Here is a 15,999-nt window from a genome sequence, read left to right on the forward strand (position 1 = left end):
CCTCAACACTAATATCTTATGAAGAATGATCATTTGTCTTCTCCTGGCAGTATCGATTTCAGCTCTTCACTGATGGACTGCATGACTTTAATCACTTTTTCAGCATATTTTGGATCGGTAGCGTAACCCGCATCCTGCAATGCACGGATAAACTGAGTCGGTGACGCTGCCACTTTCTTGGCATCTTGATAGCGCTCACCGTCAGCAATAAAGGAAACAAAATCGTTAAAACTATGCTCAAAATCGTTGTAAACTCGGAAATCGGCTTTTTGTCTAACGGCAATACCCTGCTCAAACTCCAAGGTACTCACGTTAGCTTTATCACCCAGCCAACGACGATCCGCTTTAATATTGAATAAGTTATGGCTAGGAGCGCCGTTATTTCCGCGAACAATTTTTTGCCCCCAACCAGTCTCGAGGGCCGATTGAGCCAATAACACTTCAGGTTTAGTGCCAAGGGCTTTAGCGGCTTTTTCTGCATGGGGATATAACGTCGCTAAAAATTCTTCACGGCTACCAAACTTAAGCGTCTTTTGCGTTTCTCTAAATGCCACTGTCGGCAATATTTGGCCGCTGATAACAGGTTCTATCGGTGATAAGGGTTGCTCAGACCAGGTAGGCTTAGGTGTATCTATCGCCAACAAGCGTTCAGGTCGGTCAATGTCTAAGGAAGAAGTGACACCATCGGCCTTTTCAAATTCAACATTTGGACGCGCTATCGATACAGGTACACCTTGTGCGGCTTGTTCTGAAGTGTTGTTATTTATAGCTTCTGCAGTCGATGGGGCTTGAACAGGAATATTAAACGCTTTAGTGTCATGTTCTAGTTTCATGCCACCATCATTACGTAGCACCGATGCCGGTGTAAACGGGCTAGACTCAGGGGATAACTGCTGCACCATCATGTCCGCCAGTCCCAATACGCCTTTATCCGATAAATCGACGGATAATTGCTGATCCCGCATCTGCTCATAAAACTTAGTGTATTGGCTATTTAGAGGGCTATCGGACTCGAACACCGCATTTGCGTCACGCATGCTCTTCATTAGCATTTGTACAAAAACGCCTTCAAATTGTTGGGCGACTTTTTTCAAGGCGCCCTTTTCATCTTTCTGAGCCTGGGCACGCAGGTTATCCAGCCCGCCCAGATCAAGAAAATGTGATGAACTTGAAAGCTTTTCCATGATTTTCCCGACAGAAATTAGATGATGATAAGTTCACCATGCAAAGCACCTGCCACTTTTAACGCCTCCAGAATGGCAAGGACATCTGAAGGGGCTGCACCGACCAAATTCACGGCGCGCACTAATTCATCTAAGGTCGTGCCAGGATTAAACATAAACATCCGGCGATCACTTTCAGTTGCATTTATTGTGCTATTGCTGGTCACTGTTGTTTGGCCATTGGCTAGCGCATTTGGCTGAGACACCTGAGTCGCTTCGGCGATCGTCACAGTCAAACCACCATGAGTCACAGCCGCAGGTAATAACTTGACGTTCTGCCCAACGACTATCGTGCCTGTACGCGAATTCACAATCACTTTGGCAGACTCTTCAGCAGGTTCCACCTCAATATTTTCGAGCGTAGCTAAAAAAGACACCCGTTGTGATACATCCCTTGGCGCACTGACCTGAATCGACGTTGCATCCAACGGGCGCGCCATATCAGGGCCGAGCAGATCATTAATCGCATCGGCCATACGCTGCGCGGTCGAGAAATCCGAACGACGTAGGTTAAACGTCAAATAATCGCCAGTAGAAAACGGCGTAGCCACACTGCGTTCAACAATTGCGCCGTTAGGAATACGGCCAACCGTTGGCGTGTTTTGAATCACTTTCGAACCATCCAAACCATCGGCACTAAAACCACTTACCACTAAGCTGCCTTGGGCAATCGCATATACATTGCCATCAACCCCTTTGAGGAAGGTTTGCAGTAACGTCCCACCACGTAAGCTTTTTGCTTCACCTAGGCTTGAAACGGTCACATCCAATTCTTGGCCTGGTTTAATAAACGCTGGCATATCGGCATGTACAGCAACCACGGCTACGTTTTTAATTTTGGGTCTAAAATTTTCAGGCAAATTGATGCCGAAATTTTTAAGCATGGTGGTAAATGTTTGCTCTGTGTAATTGGTTTTCTCACCCGTACCAGGTAACCCCACGACTAAGCCATAACCAATTAACTGGTTATTTCGTACCCCTTGCACATTAGCAATATCTTTAATGCGTTCAGCCTGGCTTGGCATCGAAAACGCTAACATAACAACGGCCAAAATGAGTTTATATTTCATGATATGACTCCTTAGAAGGGCCACCAATCGCTCATAAAGAACTGGCTTAACCAGCCCACTTTTTGCGCTTCGGCGAAAGTACCAGTACCGCTATATTGAATACGCGCATTGGCCATACGGGTTGAATCAATGGTGTTATCTGGCTTGATATCCTGCGAGCGCACAATACCGGTCACGCGAATAAACTCATCACCATTGTTGATTGAAATCCACTTTTCACCGCGCACAACTAAGTTACCGTTATTGAGCACTTGCATAATATTGGCGGAGATACTGCCATCTAAGCTATTGCTTTGATCTGCATCGGATTCTCGCTTAGTATTCATGCTGTCTTTGTAGCGTAAATCGAGGGGAATACCGCCTAAAGACACATTGCTCCCGCCGGCATAAATGGGATCGAGTGTCATATCAGAACCTTTTTTGATCTGATTACCGGCACTCTTTTTCGCCTGAGTCGCTTCTTTCAACACGATAGTAATAATGTCACCGACTTTATGGGCACGAATATCCGAGTAAAGACTCGCCGCTTGGCTATCTTGGTAAATCGACCCCGTTGCAGCAATTTTAGTCGGTGGTGCTTCGGGATAAACTGGGGCATAGAAGGGATCATCCGCAATCGGCTTCTTTGGAGTTGAACTACATGCCGCCAGCAAGAGCGTACTAGCCAATAGTAGATATCTAGCCATGATCATGTGCCTCTATAGATTCTGATTCACATAAGCCAGCATCTGATCGACCGCCGAAATCACTTTGGAGTTCATCTCGTAGATCCGCTGACTTTCAATGAGGTTAACTAGCTCTTCGGTCACGTTCACGTTAGAGGTTTCTAACGCACCTTGACGAATCGCTCCCATACCATCAAGTGATGCAGTGCCTTGAATAGGCGTACCACTCGCACCAGTTTCGGTGTATAGGTTTTGTCCCATAGGATCTAAACCTGACGGGTTAATAAAGTCGGTCATACTTAGCTGCCCAACGACCTGGTTTTCCGCCGCACCTGGTGTTTTTACCGAAACTTCCCCTTCAGCAGAGACCGTAATACTGGTTGCATCCTCAGGAATAGTGATCGCAGGTTGCAACACATAACCCGAACCCGGCGTGACAATTTGCCCTGTATCATCTAAGGTAAATTGACCATTACGGGTATAAGCCGTAGTCCCATCGGGGAGCTGCACTTCGAAAAATCCAGGACCTTCAATCATCAAATCGAGCGAGTTATCCGTGGTCAGCATATTGCCTTGGGTAAACATTTTTTGGGTGGCTACCACCTTGGTACCCGCACCAATGTTCAAACCGTTTGGCAACTTAGTGTTAGAGGCGCTGATCCCACCCGCTTGGTTAACAGTTTGATAAAGTAAGTCTTCAAATACCGCGCGGCTTTTTTTATAGCCCACAGTACTGGCGTTAGCGACGTTGTTTGAAATCACCGCAATATCGGTTTGCTGTGCGTCTAAGCCAGTTTTACTAATCCATAACGCTGGATGCATAATTTATCTCCTAACTAATCCGCATTAATGAGGATGAAGCGCGGTCATTTTCTTCCGCGGTTTTCATCATCTTCACTTGCAATTCAAATTGTCGCTGTAGGTCGATTAAGGACACCATCTCATCCACGGGGTTGACGTTACTGCCTTCTACAGCACCACTTTCCACAAATACACTGGGATCGGCAGGCGCCGGATCACCGGATACCAAACGGAACAACCCATCCTCGCCGCGCATCATTTGTGCATTGCCAGGGTTTACTAACTTTAATCTTCCTACCTCTTCGACGACTTCTGTCGTCGCACCTTGAGGGCGAACAGAGATAATCCCATCCTGTGAAATAGTGACCTTTTCAATTGGCAGCGGTAACACAATCGGCCCGGCATCACCCATCACGGGATTACCACGGTCGTTATGCAATAAACCTGTTGAGTCAAAACTGAGACTGCCAGAACGGGTATAAGCTTCACTACCATCCTGTGCTTGCACGGCAAACCAACCGTCACCTTTAATGGCAACGTCAAGATCGCGTCCAGTAGATTTAATCGGGCCCGAACGAAAATTGGCGGAGGGGGTTTCAACCATGGCAAAGACCCTTGTCGGCAATCCTTCACCAAAGGCTTGCATCGATCTGGCTTGCGCCATATCCGACTTAAATCCATCGGTATTTGCGTTGGCTAAGTTGTTGGCACGCAACGCCAACTCATTCATATTTTGCTTAGCGCCGCTCATGGAGATATAAAGGAATTTGTCCACAGACTGCTCCGTCAAAGTTTCAACCTGACAATAGCAAAGCAAGCATCATGCCAATAAAATAAGCAGCTAGTTAACTGATAAATTAGGAGATTTTAATAAACGAATGAATGCACAACAGAAAGAGGCTAAGTGTTGCCGCAAGCGGCAACACTTAGCAGAGGCAAGATTAACTTAACGAATTTGCAGAACAGTTTGTTGCAGAGTGTTATTCACTTCCAGCGTACGTGAGTTGGCTTGGAAGTTACGTTGTGCCGAAATCAAATCCACCAGCTCAGTCGTCAAGTCAATGTTAGATTGCTCTAACGCTGAAGAACTGAGACTACCAAACGTACCACTGTTAGGCTCACCAGCCAACGCAGGACCTGACGATAAACTGGCTTTCCACGAGGTATTACCCACTTGTGTCAACCCTTGTTCGTTTGCAAAGCGAACTAAAGCAACGCGGGCTAATGGCACTGTTGAACCATTGGAGTAACTGGCAGTGATCAAACCATCTTCACCAATTTCGACATTGGTTAAACGTCCTACTGTGGTACCGTCCTGTGACAATTCAGTGGCGGCAAAGGGAGCTGAATATTGGGTTGGTGCATTAAATTTAATCGTCACGGCTTGAGTGCCATCAGCACCAGGGCCTAACACACCAGCGCCGCCAACCCCTAGCGCTTCGGTGGCGACGACTGCCGGATCACTCCCAGTATACACACCGACGGAATTAAACTTCAGAACCGATCCCTTCCAGCCGCCAGCCGTTTGAGCTGTACCAGAGGCATCGGGAGTGCCATCACCATTGGTGTCAGTCTGATATGTACCAGCAGGGCCAGAAATATCAACTTGTTTACCATCAATGGCATAGTATGCAACCCAGTTGTTTTCACCATTATATGAGCCATTATTTGGCTTGACGAAATAGGTCGTCATGATATGTGGCTCACCCAGAGAGTCATAAATCGTCATGGATGTCACACTGTTATAGGTTTTGGAGTCTAACGGATCAAAAGCAGCAGGGTCGAGTGAACCTTCTTTTGCATTTAAATTCATCTGCAAAGTCACGTTTTCAGTTTGAACAGGGCTACCCGCAGTATCAGGAATTTGTACTGGCTTAGCTGTCGTTAAACTGACAGAGGTAGAGTTACCATCTTTGTCTACTGGAAAGGTCTGCAAAAAATTCCCAGCAGAGTCAACCATATAATTATTTTTGTCGACTTTGAAAGCACCTGCCCGAGTAAACTGATGATCCAAGGTACCTATCTCGGACGCAGTTACAAAAAAGCCACCGCCTTTAATCGCTAAATCTAACGAGTTATTCGTCAGTTGCAAACTACCTTGGTGGAATTGCTGCGCCACTTGGCTCGTAGCCACACCGCCACCCACAGCGGTTTTTGAGTTTGAGAAAATTGAATTAGCGTAAACATCCGCAAATTCAGCACGCGACTCTTTAAAGCCAATGGTGTTAGCATTCGCGATATTGTTCGCAGTAGTGTTCAAATCTTTCTGCGCAGCAGAAATGCCACTCAATGCAATGTTAAACGACATAATTCACCTCTACATTTGCTCAATTCAATGATGGACAAGTGTGATGTCCATTTACAATCTTGATAACGATTAAACTTCACTAATCGCAAGTACATCCGACAGTTTAAAGGCCATTCCACCCTTGAGATTCAAAATGGCGCCAGTCGCTGCTGTACCTAAAGAAACACTGGTCACATGCGCATAGGTCGATACAGCTAACGCTTGTGATTTATCATTCACCAAACCCGATGCTTTAATCGAGTAATTACCTGCAGCAACGGGTTCTCCTTTATCATTCAAACCATCCCACTTGACATCAGTGTTACCACCCTTACTACCATCAACAGTAAATGTTCTAACGACCTGCCCTTTATCATCTTCGATTCGAACATTAATGACGGGAATTTTCTCTGAAGTACTGATCACACCATTTAAGCCTGGGCTTTCTGCAGAGATATAACCCGTATCAGTCGGTAACAGCACTTTTCGCCCAACTAATCCCGATGCTTGCAAAGCTTGGCTTGATGTCATCACACTGTTTAAATTAACAATTTGATCATTTAACTTAGAAATGCCATCGACAGTAGAAAAAGATGCCATCTGTGCAATCATCTGGTCGTTATCAACGGGCTTGAAGGGATCCTGCATCGATAACTGCTGGCTGAGTAATGAGAAAAAATCCTCTTGAGTGAGCTGCTGACTCTTAGCCTCTGGAACAGCAGAACTATTCGGCAAACGTAATCCATCCAAAAATGGGTTACCTGTCGAGCTAGTCGAGGTTTTCGTGGTATTGGTTGATACCGTATTCGATTGAGTGTTTGTTTGAGTCAGCTGCGATGAGGTTTGACTCAGTTGGTTAATGAGGCTCACAACGTACCTCCTAAATAACGCATATTATTTACCCATCCCAAGTGTTTGTTGCAGCATAGATTTTGCCGCCTCAGCCACTTGAACATTCATCTGATATGAGCGAGAAGCTGAAATCATGTCAGCCATTTCTTCCATGACATTCACATTTGGTTTGTAAATAAAGCCATCAGCATCCGCCATCGGATGATCCGGCGAATACTCTTTTAATAGGGGCTTATCACTCTCGACGATGCCTTTCACCGTGACACCTTGAGAAGCTTGTTGCTGACTTTGCGCCTTGGCCATTTCGGCTTCGAAAATAGGATGACGAGAACGGTAAGTTTTATCTACACTGCTGGAGACTGAATCTGCGTTAGCAATGTTACTCGCGGTAGTATTTAGCCGCAGAGATTGGGCTGACATGCCAGACCCCGCAACATCGAAGATATTAAATAAACTCATGATTAATCCCCTCTCAGCGCTTTTTTCATACCGCTAAATTTACTGTCTAAAAAACCCAGAGACATTTGATATTCGAGAGCATTTTGCATAAATGCTGATTGCTCTTGTTGAACGTCGACAGTATTGCCATCCCCAGTATCGGGTTGATTCGGCACTCGAAATTTAACGTACTGCCCGGTTAGCTGCGCTAGCCCAAAATGCTGCTCATCAGCGGTCATCTCTAAGCTATTACGCTGTTGTTGCTGGGTTTTAGCAACATTTAAGGCGGCAGAAAAATCGACGTCACGGGCTTTATAATGTGGCGTATCAGCATTTGCGATATTGCTTGAAATCACTTCAGCCCGCTCAGCACGGATCCCCAACGTGAATTGGTGAACACCCAGTGCCTTATCAAAATTAATCGCCATAAAATTGCCTCCATCGTGTCACTCACGGGAACAAAGCAATTCATGTGCCAATACTTTTATGGGAGGTAATAAAGTTTGTGAGGGATGCAGCAGATAAAAAAATTACCGAACTATGCCGGTAATTATCAATTAAAATCAAATCCTTAAGTTTTCTTTTGGTAATAAATGCCAGGGTTACAACGAACCATATCAAATTCATCAGTAAGGCCAGCAATGGATTCGGATGCGCCTAAAAAGAGGATACCTTTGGGATTTAACGCGGCAGCAAATTGCCGCAAAATTTTTGCTTTTGCCTCAGGGGCAAAATAGATCAACACATTTCGGCAAAAAATAATGTCAAACTTACCCAACAAAGTGTAACTCTCGAGCAAGTTATGAGCTCGGAAATTGACGAGACGTTTAACGTTATCCTTTATGCGCATGTTGCCAGAAGGCAAAGCATCAAAAAACTGCCGCTTACGTTCTTCAGACAATCCACGTGCTAACGCTAAACTATCATACTCAGCATTTTTACAACGCTCCAACATAGAAGGCGAAAGATCCGTTGCTTGAATCGAGGCACCACCAGGCAGCGCCCCAGGTTTTTTTTGCTGGTACTCTAATATGGTCATAGCTAAAGAATATGGCTCTTGACCCGACGAGCAAGCTGCAGACCATATCTTTAAAGGTCTACCTAACTTACTGTATTCTGGTAATAGCACATTATTAAGCAATTCAAATGGATAACGATCACGAAACCATAAGGTTTCATTAGTGGTCATGGCATCAATAACTTCAGCTCGTAAAGCTCGTTCCGTTGGTTTCATCGAATGCTTTACCACATCGGATAACGAAGGAAGGTTATATTTGCCCATCAATGGCGCGAGACGACTACGTACGAGGTATTGTTTATTTTCACCTAGCACGATGCCGCTATGTTGTTCTAAGAACAACCTAAATTGATTATATTCTGCTTCAGCGAGTGATTTATCAGGCACATTCACGTCCTAGATCCTATAGCAAGCACCAAAATAAGTGCACAACAATCATGTAATAAGGGCTAGATTATAGCGTAAAGCTCAACTAGGCACTAACCCACACTCTCACTACAAACTTAAATGCTTGTTCACTGCCGCAGCTAATTCGTCAGGGTTAAATTTTGCGATAAAGTCATTGGCACCAACCTTTTGTACCATGGCTTGGTTAAAGACACCGCTTAATGAGGTGTGCAGTACCACCTTGATATTTTTAAGCTTAGGATCATCACGGATCTCAGCCGTTAAGGTATAACCATCCATTTCGGGCATCTCAATATCGGAGATAATGAGTGGAATTTCATCAGCAACGTTATTCATTTCACTTGCAATGGCCTTGAGCTTATCAAGTGCCTCACGACCATCCTTTGCCGTGTCAATTTGTAAATTTAACGACTCTAACGACCGAATAATTTGCTTGCGTGCCACCGCCGAATCATCAATCACCATAATATGGTAATGCTGACTTCTATCGAGAGTAAGTTGCTCATTAACCTCTTCACTAATGGCCGTTTTGACAGGTGAGATTTCATCTAAAATCTTTTCAACATCCAAGATTTCAACCAACTCACCTTCAATCTCGGTAACCGCGGTTAAATAGGAATAACGCCCAGCACCTTGCGGTGGCGGCATAATAGCTTCCCAGTTCATGTTGATAATACGTTCAACAGAACTAACCAAGAACCCCTGCACACTTCGGTTATATTCCGAAATGATGATAAAGCAATTTTCAGTGCTCGCTAACGGACGCCCTCCCGTTGCCGCACTCAGATCGATAACAGAAATAGTTGTGCCGCGAATATGGGCAACTCCTTTGACGTAAGGATTGAGTTTAGGCAATGTCGTTAATGGCGGGCATTGCAGAACCTCTTTCACTTTAAATACGTTTATCCCAAACCGTTGACGACCATTTAACTTAAATAGCAATAGTTCTAGCCGGTTTTGACCTACGAGTTGGGTTCGTTTGTTGACTGAATCAAGAATACTCGACATAACTCTGCCTTGTTGTTCTGTTTATGTACGGCCCTAAAACTCGTTTGAGTATAGGCATATTAATTGCTTACGTCTTGTTATCGATAAACATAGTTGAAACTAAGTCAAACTTCTGACACCAAAAATCTAAGAAAGAAGCATTGAACAGTTTCACGCTTGATAAAAGTATAGGTGTATTCTGGCGTTACAAGCTAGTCTCTTCATTATGAAAGTAAATTTAGTCTATTTTTTGAGTATTTTCGCATTTTTTCTATCCACGGCAGCTAAGGCTGAACCCGTGATACCTAGCGTATCGGCGATATCCGAATTAGCTAAAGCCCTTATTAATGAAAAGATTGCTGTACCTGCAAATGCGAAAGTCGACATTAATCCACAAACGGTCGATAACCGAATGCTGCCAGCACAGTGTACATCACCAATAAGGGTCGAATTAGCTTCAGAACGCGAAATTAGCCGTAATAACACCATAAAAGTCAGTTGTGATACCCCCGATCTCGCCTACCCTTGGCAGATTTTTATGTCTGTTCGAGTAGACATTCTTTTTCCTGTTGTAGTCGCAACCGAAACCTTAGCGCCAGGTGAATTAATCAGTCCTTCACAGGTCGAGATCCGCTATGTTGACCAAAATAGTTTGCGTGGTATGCAATTTAGCGATACTAATCAGCTTACAGGCGTTAGAGTTAAACGCCGAGTCGCGAAAAATTATCCTATTTTTGCGAACAACCTTTGCTTTGTCTGTAAAAATGACACAGTGTCGATTTATGTGCGTTCAAATAACTTCGTACTAAAAACTGTGGGAGAGGCGCTGCAAGATGGTAATATCGGCGACCAAATTCGAATCAAAAATAGCAGTTCTAACAAAGAGCTAGATGCCATAATTACGGCGATTGGCGAAGTAGAAGTTAGAATGTAAAATAAGCTAAAGCTTTTCGATAAGCTGCCGATACCCCAGTTAAGAAATCCGTATACATGACGCTGGAGCCTAAAATGGCAATTGATATTAGCAAATTTAACGCCGGAGCGGCCGCACAAGTCCGTTCAAACAGCACTAAACAAAGCAGCGAAAGCGAGAAAACCTCTCAGGTAGCGGCTAAATCAACTCAACTAAAAGGTGACTCTGTTGTCATTACGGCTCAAGCTCAACAGTTACAAGGAGCTCAAACCAAAATGGCCAGTCTACCTGAAGTCGACCAAAAGAAGGTGGCCGAAATAAAACAAGCCATTGCCGAAGGTCGTTATAAAATTGATCCCGAAAAGTTGGCTGCGAATATTGCCAGCTTCGAAGCAGAATTAAATGAGCTTAATAAAGAGTAACTATGACAGAAATAGCTAAACTGGTAGATCAACAACACGCCCATTTGGCTGTTCTTAAACAAATTATTCTTAAGGAAAAAGGCGCTTTGGTTGACCAAAACGCCGATTTGCTTTTGTCGCTTGCTGAGCAAAAATCAACATGTCTACAAGCCCTTAAAGCAAATGATGACTTGCTGGCTAGTCACAGCGATAAAGCCTTACTCACGGAGCAAGTTGAGCTATCCGATAAAATGGCAGTGGTTAAAGAGGCTCTCGCAGAATGCAAAGATCTCAACGCGCAAAATGCTAGTTTGATCGAGATGAATCTTGCAAGCCTAAACCGCTTTGCACAAGCCTTGCAGGCGAGCCGAAATGCCACCACGCTGACGTATAACGATAAAGGTAAAACCTCAACAATATCAAGCTTAGGCAATGATCTAAAAGCGTAAGGCGTTATAAGTACAAACGGATTTCAAACAAAAACCGCGCTTATTAAGCGCGGTTTTTGTTTATCGATTATCCGTATCCAAACCATCTCATGCTTGTCTTCTGGTTGATAGGAGATGACACCTTAAAAGTAAGTGACTTCTTTAATTCTCTGTGGCCGACTCTGCTGCTGATAGATTTGCCATACCTTAGAAAAATCAAGTTCTAACTCAGTAACGTAATGCTCACCTGCGGGATAACTTTTAACTACTCTTGCGCCGCGGATCACCCCAGTGACTGAAGCTTTAACATTATCATCGGTTAGCATCCAATCACTGACACTGCTGTTAGCGGTGATCTTTTGACCATATACTTGTTCAGCTAGCTCACGGTAAGCCACAATTTTGGATGCTTGCATCGCCATCAACATTCTTTGAGATTGCTCTTTCGCTGGTTGAGTCGCTAACGGGGCATAACCAATTGCCGTTAGCTTAGGGAAGCTAGATGGAGGAACATCTTCCCACTGCACATACTTGTCTCTAGAGGCACAACTTGTCAGTAGAAGCGCCGCAATCACCAACAGGTAGCGTTTCATTTTCCATCTCCTAATACACGCACTTCATTCATACCGGGAGCCGACTGACGATATAAAATCCCATCGTGGGAGATCACTTGCTCAGAGGGCTGCATATAATTGCTTAATTCTTTTTGTGTAACAAAGGTCTGTGAAGCTGACACCACTCGGTTGTTACTTAAGGTAACGATTCGAGTATTAATCGCTAAGCCATTAGTCGTCGGGCTCATCGTGGATACCACAATATGGTCAACAGGCAAATTAGTAGACAATTTTTGCCAGTCACGCGTCAAAATAAAATCGCCCTCACCAGTAACACGCAGTCCATCGGCGAGATTTAACTCCACCACATTAAATTGAAAACTGTGCAACGATGCCATGAGTCCCTGCTGCAATTGCAGCGCAACCGCATTCGTACTCGTCATGTCGCCCACTAATACTGGTGTAGTTACAACGATAGGTTGATCAGGACGCAATGCATCATTTTGCTTGACTAGCTCGGTCACAATACGCTGCGCTAAATGATTAATCACCGCTGTCGGCGGCAAACCATTGCCATCAACTAGACTAGGTTTTGGCGGCACAACGGGTTTAGTCGCACACCCAATCAGCGCCAAAAGAGCCAGGGGAATGAACGCACGCTTTAGCATGGGAATAACCTCATTATCGATATCAATGCGCCTCAAAGCGAGCCGCAATCTTTAGTCAAAAAGATTGCAAATATTAGACCAAGTCAAAATACAATCCTTGATTCACTCACCAGATTATCGACAACGGTGCCAATAACTTTACCCTCGACACCTATTCAGCAACTTCAGATAGTTTGGGTATATTTCATAAATCAGGCACGGAACTTGCTTTTACAGCCAATAAAACCGCCATTAAACTGACTCAACTGATTGGCACAATTGACCTGAAGGGCTTATTAATGAACATACTCAGAAAGCACTTGCTCATCATTAGCAGCCTACTACTGGCCGCACTTCAAGCTAATCAAGCGCAAGCAGAATGGGTCGAAGCCAGTGGTGAAGCAATCATCACTAATGGCAACATCGCCCAAGCGCGGGAAGAAGCCATCAATCAAGCGGTTAGCTATGCCACCCTCAGCACCGGGATCCAAATATCCAGTGAACAACAAACCACCAACGGCAATCTCACGCAAGACAGCTTCGCCATTAATCGTAACGCTCAAGCGATTAGTATTCAGTTAGTGAGTGAACGCATTCAAGGGAATAAAATTTATGTGTCGCTCAGGCTCGATCTGAATGATGACCCAACACAACAATGCCCAACGGGCCAATTAAAAGCCGCGATCCTTATTCCCCAAGCCCAAATAAAAGATCGAGCACAATTACGCTACGGCCAATTATCAGGATTTGAAGAAGTCATCTCCGAAAGACTCGGTAATAGTATTGATGGCTACTCATCAACTGGATACAGCCATATCCATGCCAAAGAAAGGCTCGATATCGCACAAGAACTGGTCGATATCCGCGGCTATAGACTTCCGAGTTGGCTGAGTGAAATTACCGATAGCCAATACATTTTACTACCGCAAATTATTGATATTTCAACCGATCCAGTACAAGCCACCTTTATGGGATGGTGGGATGAAGCGCCACAAAGGCAGTTCCAATTAAAGCTTAGCCTTTATCACGGCATTAGCGGTGAAGAAGTATGGAACAAAACCTACAGCACATCGGCTCGGTGGGAATTTGAGGAACAAGCCATTGTTGCCCCCAATAGTGATAGATTTTGGCGTTCATCCTACGGCAAAAATATCAGCCAACTGCTGCAAGAAGCGACTCGCGATATTGATAACACGCTCAACTGTAGGCCACTACTTGGGCAAGTAGTCAGTCGTCAAGGAGACCGGATTATTCTCAACCTAGGCAGAAAACATGGCATTCGAGTTGGCGATAAGTTCCAAGTGGTGTTACAACGCAATTTACCGGATAGACTCAATGAAATGCGTGCCATTGCTACCAAAAGCCGAGCAACAGTGCAAATTGAACAAGTGAGTGAAGAAAGTGCAACAGCCGTACTCGTTGACCAAAATGCGGTTTACAATGTACAGATAAACGACATCGCGCTTAAGATTTAAGCAACTAAATCATAAGCCTTTTAATCAAAGATAAAACCAGTATAATCACCAGCGTCTCTTCATAGCTCAACAGGATAGAGCAGCCGCCTCCTAAGCGGCCGATCGGGGTTCGAGTCCCTGTGGAGAGACCAGATAGTGATGTCGGTAATATCAACACGAAAGCTTCCGAGGAAACGGAATGACTGAACTATTTGCCACTAATCTGAATATTATCGCTAAACGCTGGCCAATTGTGGCTGCAGCGATAAAAAGCCAATCAATTGACCATCTTGATGCGCACTTAGTTCAAGGCCAAAACCAAACTATCAGTGTTAATGGTATTCAGCTCAGCAGTCGCCATGACCGCATCACTGAAGCACAGCTGTTTATTAGTAGCCTTCCCTCAAATGTTCACCAAGTCACGGTTTATGGCGTGGGTATGGGTGATGTGCCGAGTCTATTAACGGATAATCCGCAATATCAAAAAATCGAAGTTTGCATTTTAAACTTAGCCGTATTCGCATTGCTGCTTTGTTACACCGATCAGAGGGAATGGCTCAGTCATCCGAATGTGCTATTAAATGCGATGCCCAGTGCCACGCTGCAATTTCCGAATGTTGCCATTACCCCAGATCTCAATCTAGTCAGTGATGACAATGCCACACTGAGGGATCTCTTGGTGATGGAGCTTAATCGTGATTTCACCAATCGACACCATCAAATCGATGATCCTGAGATCCTTAAGCGCTTTGCCGATAATCAGGTTTTTATTACTAACGATCCTGATGCTGCCCATTTAACGAAAAGCTACAATCCATACAAAGCAATTGTTATAGGCTCAGGTCCGTCTTTAGAAGAACATTATGCTTATCTTAAGCAACTGAGTTTAAGCCCATCGAAACCCTTGTTGATTGCTGCGGATACGGCTTTACGTGGCTTACTTCATCATCAGATTAAGCCTGATATCGTGGTCTGTATTGACGGTTTAATATCCTCCTATCATTTGCCTTTGTCAGAAACCCAAGAAATCAATCTTGTGTATTTTCCTCGGGTAGCCCCCGAAGTATTAGCCCATTGGCTAGGGCCAAGATTTGTGGCTTATGGCACGAGTAAAATTTACGACAGCATGGCCCAACTGAACCCCAAGCTGAGACTGTTTACAAATGGCAGTGTGATTCACCCAGCAATTGATTTAGCCGTTAAGTTACATGCTAAAGAAATCACGCTATTAGGCTGTGACTTTTGTTACTGCAATAATAAAAGTCATGCTTTTTGGAATGATTATCCATTTGAAAGCAAAGACAAATCTGAAAAAATATGGGTTGAAGCTGTGATACAAAAGGTGAGAGAAGCAAAACATTGGTTGATTAATGGTAAAGGTCAACGGATTGCAACTGATCTAAATCTTCGCGCTTATTTACGACATTTAGAACGCTATATTGCTAAACATCCACAGGTGAAGTTTTACCAAGCCAGTTTATCGGGCGCGAAGATCCGCGGTTCGCAATATAAGGAGCTGATTTAATGTTGTCTAAACCACATAATTCGCCAAAACCTTCACCAAAACAGTCCCTTGAAGACATGCTTTGCCAAGCGGCCCACTCCTTCCGTTTAGGCAAGGAAGCTCAGGCATCAGTGGAATTTCGTTTATGCCTCGATTCAATTGAGAAACATCACCCCGAGCTGATGCAATTACCCTCGTTTCAGCAAATGCTGGCGCCAATGCTACAAGCTCAGGAGCAACACGATTGGCTTAATCTTGCTGATTACTTAGAGTATGAGCTCATTGCCCTTGTCAGTCGCTAAAACGCTAATTTAAAGCTTCCCTGTCATTTGCCGTTAATACGTTATCA

At 44.4% G+C, this 15,999-nt stretch carries 19 protein-coding genes and 1 tRNA gene; 7 read left to right on the plus strand and 13 right to left on the minus strand.

Annotated features, from left to right (window positions below; all coding sequences use genetic code 11):
- Positions 1-29 precede the first annotated feature (29 nt).
- From flgJ to HG547_RS10445, 11 genes are all read right to left on the minus strand, one after another.
- Complete coding sequence (gene flgJ, locus HG547_RS10395; protein WP_169547802.1) at positions 30-1,184, minus strand: flagellar assembly peptidoglycan hydrolase FlgJ; 1,155 nt, start codon at positions 1,182-1,184, stop codon at positions 30-32.
- A 17-nt stretch (positions 1,185-1,201) separates the two neighbouring features.
- Positions 1,202-2,293, minus strand: a complete 1,092-nt coding sequence (locus HG547_RS10400) for a flagellar basal body P-ring protein FlgI (protein ID WP_037420597.1) — start codon at positions 2,291-2,293, stop codon at positions 1,202-1,204.
- A gap of 11 nt (positions 2,294-2,304) precedes the next feature.
- Positions 2,305-2,979 carry a flagellar basal body L-ring protein FlgH gene (flgH, locus tag HG547_RS10405; protein ID WP_011716401.1) on the minus strand — a complete coding sequence of 225 codons (675 nt, stop codon included), beginning with the start codon at positions 2,977-2,979 and terminating at the stop codon, positions 2,305-2,307.
- Positions 2,980-2,991: 12 nt separating this feature from the next.
- Entirely contained in the window at positions 2,992-3,780 is a 789-nt protein-coding gene (gene flgG / locus HG547_RS10410) for a flagellar basal-body rod protein FlgG (RefSeq protein WP_011716400.1), read from the minus strand.
- A gap of 10 nt (positions 3,781-3,790) precedes the next feature.
- Positions 3,791-4,534, minus strand: a complete 744-nt coding sequence (flgF, locus tag HG547_RS10415; protein ID WP_011716399.1) for a flagellar basal-body rod protein FlgF — start codon at positions 4,532-4,534, stop codon at positions 3,791-3,793.
- A gap of 171 nt (positions 4,535-4,705) precedes the next feature.
- Positions 4,706-6,067, minus strand: a complete 1,362-nt coding sequence (gene flgE, locus HG547_RS10420) for a flagellar hook protein FlgE (RefSeq protein WP_047539503.1) — start codon at positions 6,065-6,067, stop codon at positions 4,706-4,708.
- Between the two features lie 69 nt (positions 6,068-6,136).
- Positions 6,137-6,916 (minus strand): flagellar hook assembly protein FlgD, encoded by a 780-nt coding sequence (gene flgD, locus HG547_RS10425; protein ID WP_037420602.1) that lies wholly within the window; start codon positions 6,914-6,916, stop codon positions 6,137-6,139.
- Between the two features lie 24 nt (positions 6,917-6,940).
- Entirely contained in the window at positions 6,941-7,357 is a 417-nt protein-coding gene (gene flgC, locus HG547_RS10430) for a flagellar basal body rod protein FlgC (protein ID WP_011716396.1), read from the minus strand.
- Between the two features lie 2 nt (positions 7,358-7,359).
- Positions 7,360-7,764 carry a flagellar basal body rod protein FlgB gene (flgB, locus tag HG547_RS10435; protein WP_037424822.1) on the minus strand — a complete coding sequence of 135 codons (405 nt, stop codon included), beginning with the start codon at positions 7,762-7,764 and terminating at the stop codon, positions 7,360-7,362.
- A 143-nt stretch (positions 7,765-7,907) separates the two neighbouring features.
- Positions 7,908-8,747 carry a protein-glutamate O-methyltransferase CheR gene (locus tag HG547_RS10440; protein ID WP_037420607.1) on the minus strand — a complete coding sequence of 280 codons (840 nt, stop codon included), beginning with the start codon at positions 8,745-8,747 and terminating at the stop codon, positions 7,908-7,910.
- Between the two features lie 102 nt (positions 8,748-8,849).
- A complete protein-coding gene (locus tag HG547_RS10445; protein ID WP_037420608.1) occupies positions 8,850-9,770 on the minus strand; it encodes a chemotaxis protein CheV in 921 nt (306 codons plus the stop codon).
- Between the two features lie 205 nt (positions 9,771-9,975).
- Between HG547_RS10445 and flgA the strand changes: the two genes are divergently transcribed.
- The 3 genes from flgA (at position 9,976) to HG547_RS10460 (ending at position 11,512) form a co-directional block, all read left to right on the plus strand.
- Positions 9,976-10,683 (plus strand): flagellar basal body P-ring formation chaperone FlgA, encoded by a 708-nt coding sequence (gene flgA, locus HG547_RS10450; RefSeq protein WP_169547803.1) that lies wholly within the window; start codon positions 9,976-9,978, stop codon positions 10,681-10,683.
- Between the two features lie 74 nt (positions 10,684-10,757).
- On the plus strand, positions 10,758-11,084 hold the full coding sequence (gene flgM / locus HG547_RS10455; protein ID WP_037420613.1) for a flagellar biosynthesis anti-sigma factor FlgM: 327 nt from the start codon (positions 10,758-10,760) through the stop codon (positions 11,082-11,084).
- Between the two features lie 2 nt (positions 11,085-11,086).
- Positions 11,087-11,512 (plus strand): flagellar protein FlgN, encoded by a 426-nt coding sequence (locus HG547_RS10460; protein ID WP_037420616.1) that lies wholly within the window; start codon positions 11,087-11,089, stop codon positions 11,510-11,512.
- A gap of 122 nt (positions 11,513-11,634) precedes the next feature.
- Here HG547_RS10460 and HG547_RS10465 read toward each other — a convergent pair whose 3' ends face one another.
- Together HG547_RS10465 and HG547_RS10470 are read right to left on the minus strand one after the other, a co-directional pair.
- Positions 11,635-12,084, minus strand: a complete 450-nt coding sequence (locus tag HG547_RS10465; protein WP_037420620.1) for an LPP20 family lipoprotein — start codon at positions 12,082-12,084, stop codon at positions 11,635-11,637.
- Entirely contained in the window at positions 12,081-12,713 is a 633-nt protein-coding gene (locus HG547_RS10470) for a FlgO family outer membrane protein (protein WP_037420623.1), read from the minus strand. The genes HG547_RS10465 and HG547_RS10470 overlap by 4 nt, the downstream gene beginning before the upstream one ends.
- Positions 12,714-12,991: 278 nt before the next feature.
- Between HG547_RS10470 and HG547_RS10475 the strand changes: the two genes are divergently transcribed.
- The 4 genes from HG547_RS10475 to HG547_RS10490 all read left to right on the plus strand — a co-directional run bounded on the left by HG547_RS10475 (position 12,992) and on the right by HG547_RS10490 (position 15,952).
- Positions 12,992-14,167 carry a flagellar assembly protein FlgT gene (locus HG547_RS10475; protein ID WP_169547804.1) on the plus strand — a complete coding sequence of 392 codons (1,176 nt, stop codon included), beginning with the start codon at positions 12,992-12,994 and terminating at the stop codon, positions 14,165-14,167.
- A gap of 55 nt (positions 14,168-14,222) precedes the next feature.
- Positions 14,223-14,298, plus strand: a tRNA-Arg gene (locus HG547_RS10480).
- A gap of 47 nt (positions 14,299-14,345) precedes the next feature.
- The gene (locus tag HG547_RS10485; protein WP_169547805.1) at positions 14,346-15,671 is read left to right on the plus strand and encodes a 6-hydroxymethylpterin diphosphokinase MptE-like protein; all 1,326 of its coding nucleotides are present in this window, start codon (positions 14,346-14,348) and stop codon (positions 15,669-15,671) included.
- The gene (locus HG547_RS10490) at positions 15,671-15,952 is read left to right on the plus strand and encodes a hypothetical protein (RefSeq protein WP_169547806.1); all 282 of its coding nucleotides are present in this window, start codon (positions 15,671-15,673) and stop codon (positions 15,950-15,952) included. Before HG547_RS10485 ends, HG547_RS10490 begins: the two co-directional genes overlap by 1 nt.
- Positions 15,953-15,999 lie beyond the last annotated feature (47 nt).

The organism is Shewanella sp. DNRA4 (assembly GCF_012843185.1).
Classification (GTDB): Bacteria; Pseudomonadota; Gammaproteobacteria; order Enterobacterales; family Shewanellaceae; genus Shewanella; species Shewanella xiamenensis.

Bases quoted from the DNA above. Each gene is read 5' to 3' on its own strand.
- HG547_RS10470 (WP_037420623.1), bottom strand. From the start codon at position 12,713: ATGCTAAAGCGTGCGTTCATTCCCCTGGCTCTTTTGGCGCTGATTGGG.
- flgA (WP_169547803.1), top strand. From the start codon at position 9,976: ATGAAAGTAAATTTAGTCTATTTTTTGAGTATTTTCGCATTTTTTCTA.
- HG547_RS10490 (WP_169547806.1), top strand. From the start codon at position 15,671: ATGTTGTCTAAACCACATAATTCGCCAAAACCTTCACCAAAACAGTCC.
- flgJ (WP_169547802.1), bottom strand. From the start codon at position 1,184: ATGGAAAAGCTTTCAAGTTCATCACATTTTCTTGATCTGGGCGGGCTG.
- flgG (WP_011716400.1), bottom strand. From the start codon at position 3,780: ATGCATCCAGCGTTATGGATTAGTAAAACTGGCTTAGACGCACAGCAA.
- HG547_RS10460 (WP_037420616.1), top strand. From the start codon at position 11,087: ATGACAGAAATAGCTAAACTGGTAGATCAACAACACGCCCATTTGGCT.
- HG547_RS10400 (WP_037420597.1), bottom strand. From the start codon at position 2,293: ATGAAATATAAACTCATTTTGGCCGTTGTTATGTTAGCGTTTTCGATG.
- flgE (WP_047539503.1), bottom strand. From the start codon at position 6,067: ATGTCGTTTAACATTGCATTGAGTGGCATTTCTGCTGCGCAGAAAGAT.
- flgC (WP_011716396.1), bottom strand. From the start codon at position 7,357: ATGAGTTTATTTAATATCTTCGATGTTGCGGGGTCTGGCATGTCAGCC.
- flgH (WP_011716401.1), bottom strand. From the start codon at position 2,979: ATGGCTAGATATCTACTATTGGCTAGTACGCTCTTGCTGGCGGCATGT.
- flgM (WP_037420613.1), top strand. From the start codon at position 10,758: ATGGCAATTGATATTAGCAAATTTAACGCCGGAGCGGCCGCACAAGTC.
- HG547_RS10465 (WP_037420620.1), bottom strand. From the start codon at position 12,084: ATGAAACGCTACCTGTTGGTGATTGCGGCGCTTCTACTGACAAGTTGT.
- flgB (WP_037424822.1), bottom strand. From the start codon at position 7,764: ATGGCGATTAATTTTGATAAGGCACTGGGTGTTCACCAATTCACGTTG.
- HG547_RS10485 (WP_169547805.1), top strand. From the start codon at position 14,346: ATGACTGAACTATTTGCCACTAATCTGAATATTATCGCTAAACGCTGG.
- HG547_RS10445 (WP_037420608.1), bottom strand. From the start codon at position 9,770: ATGTCGAGTATTCTTGATTCAGTCAACAAACGAACCCAACTCGTAGGT.
- HG547_RS10475 (WP_169547804.1), top strand. From the start codon at position 12,992: ATGAACATACTCAGAAAGCACTTGCTCATCATTAGCAGCCTACTACTG.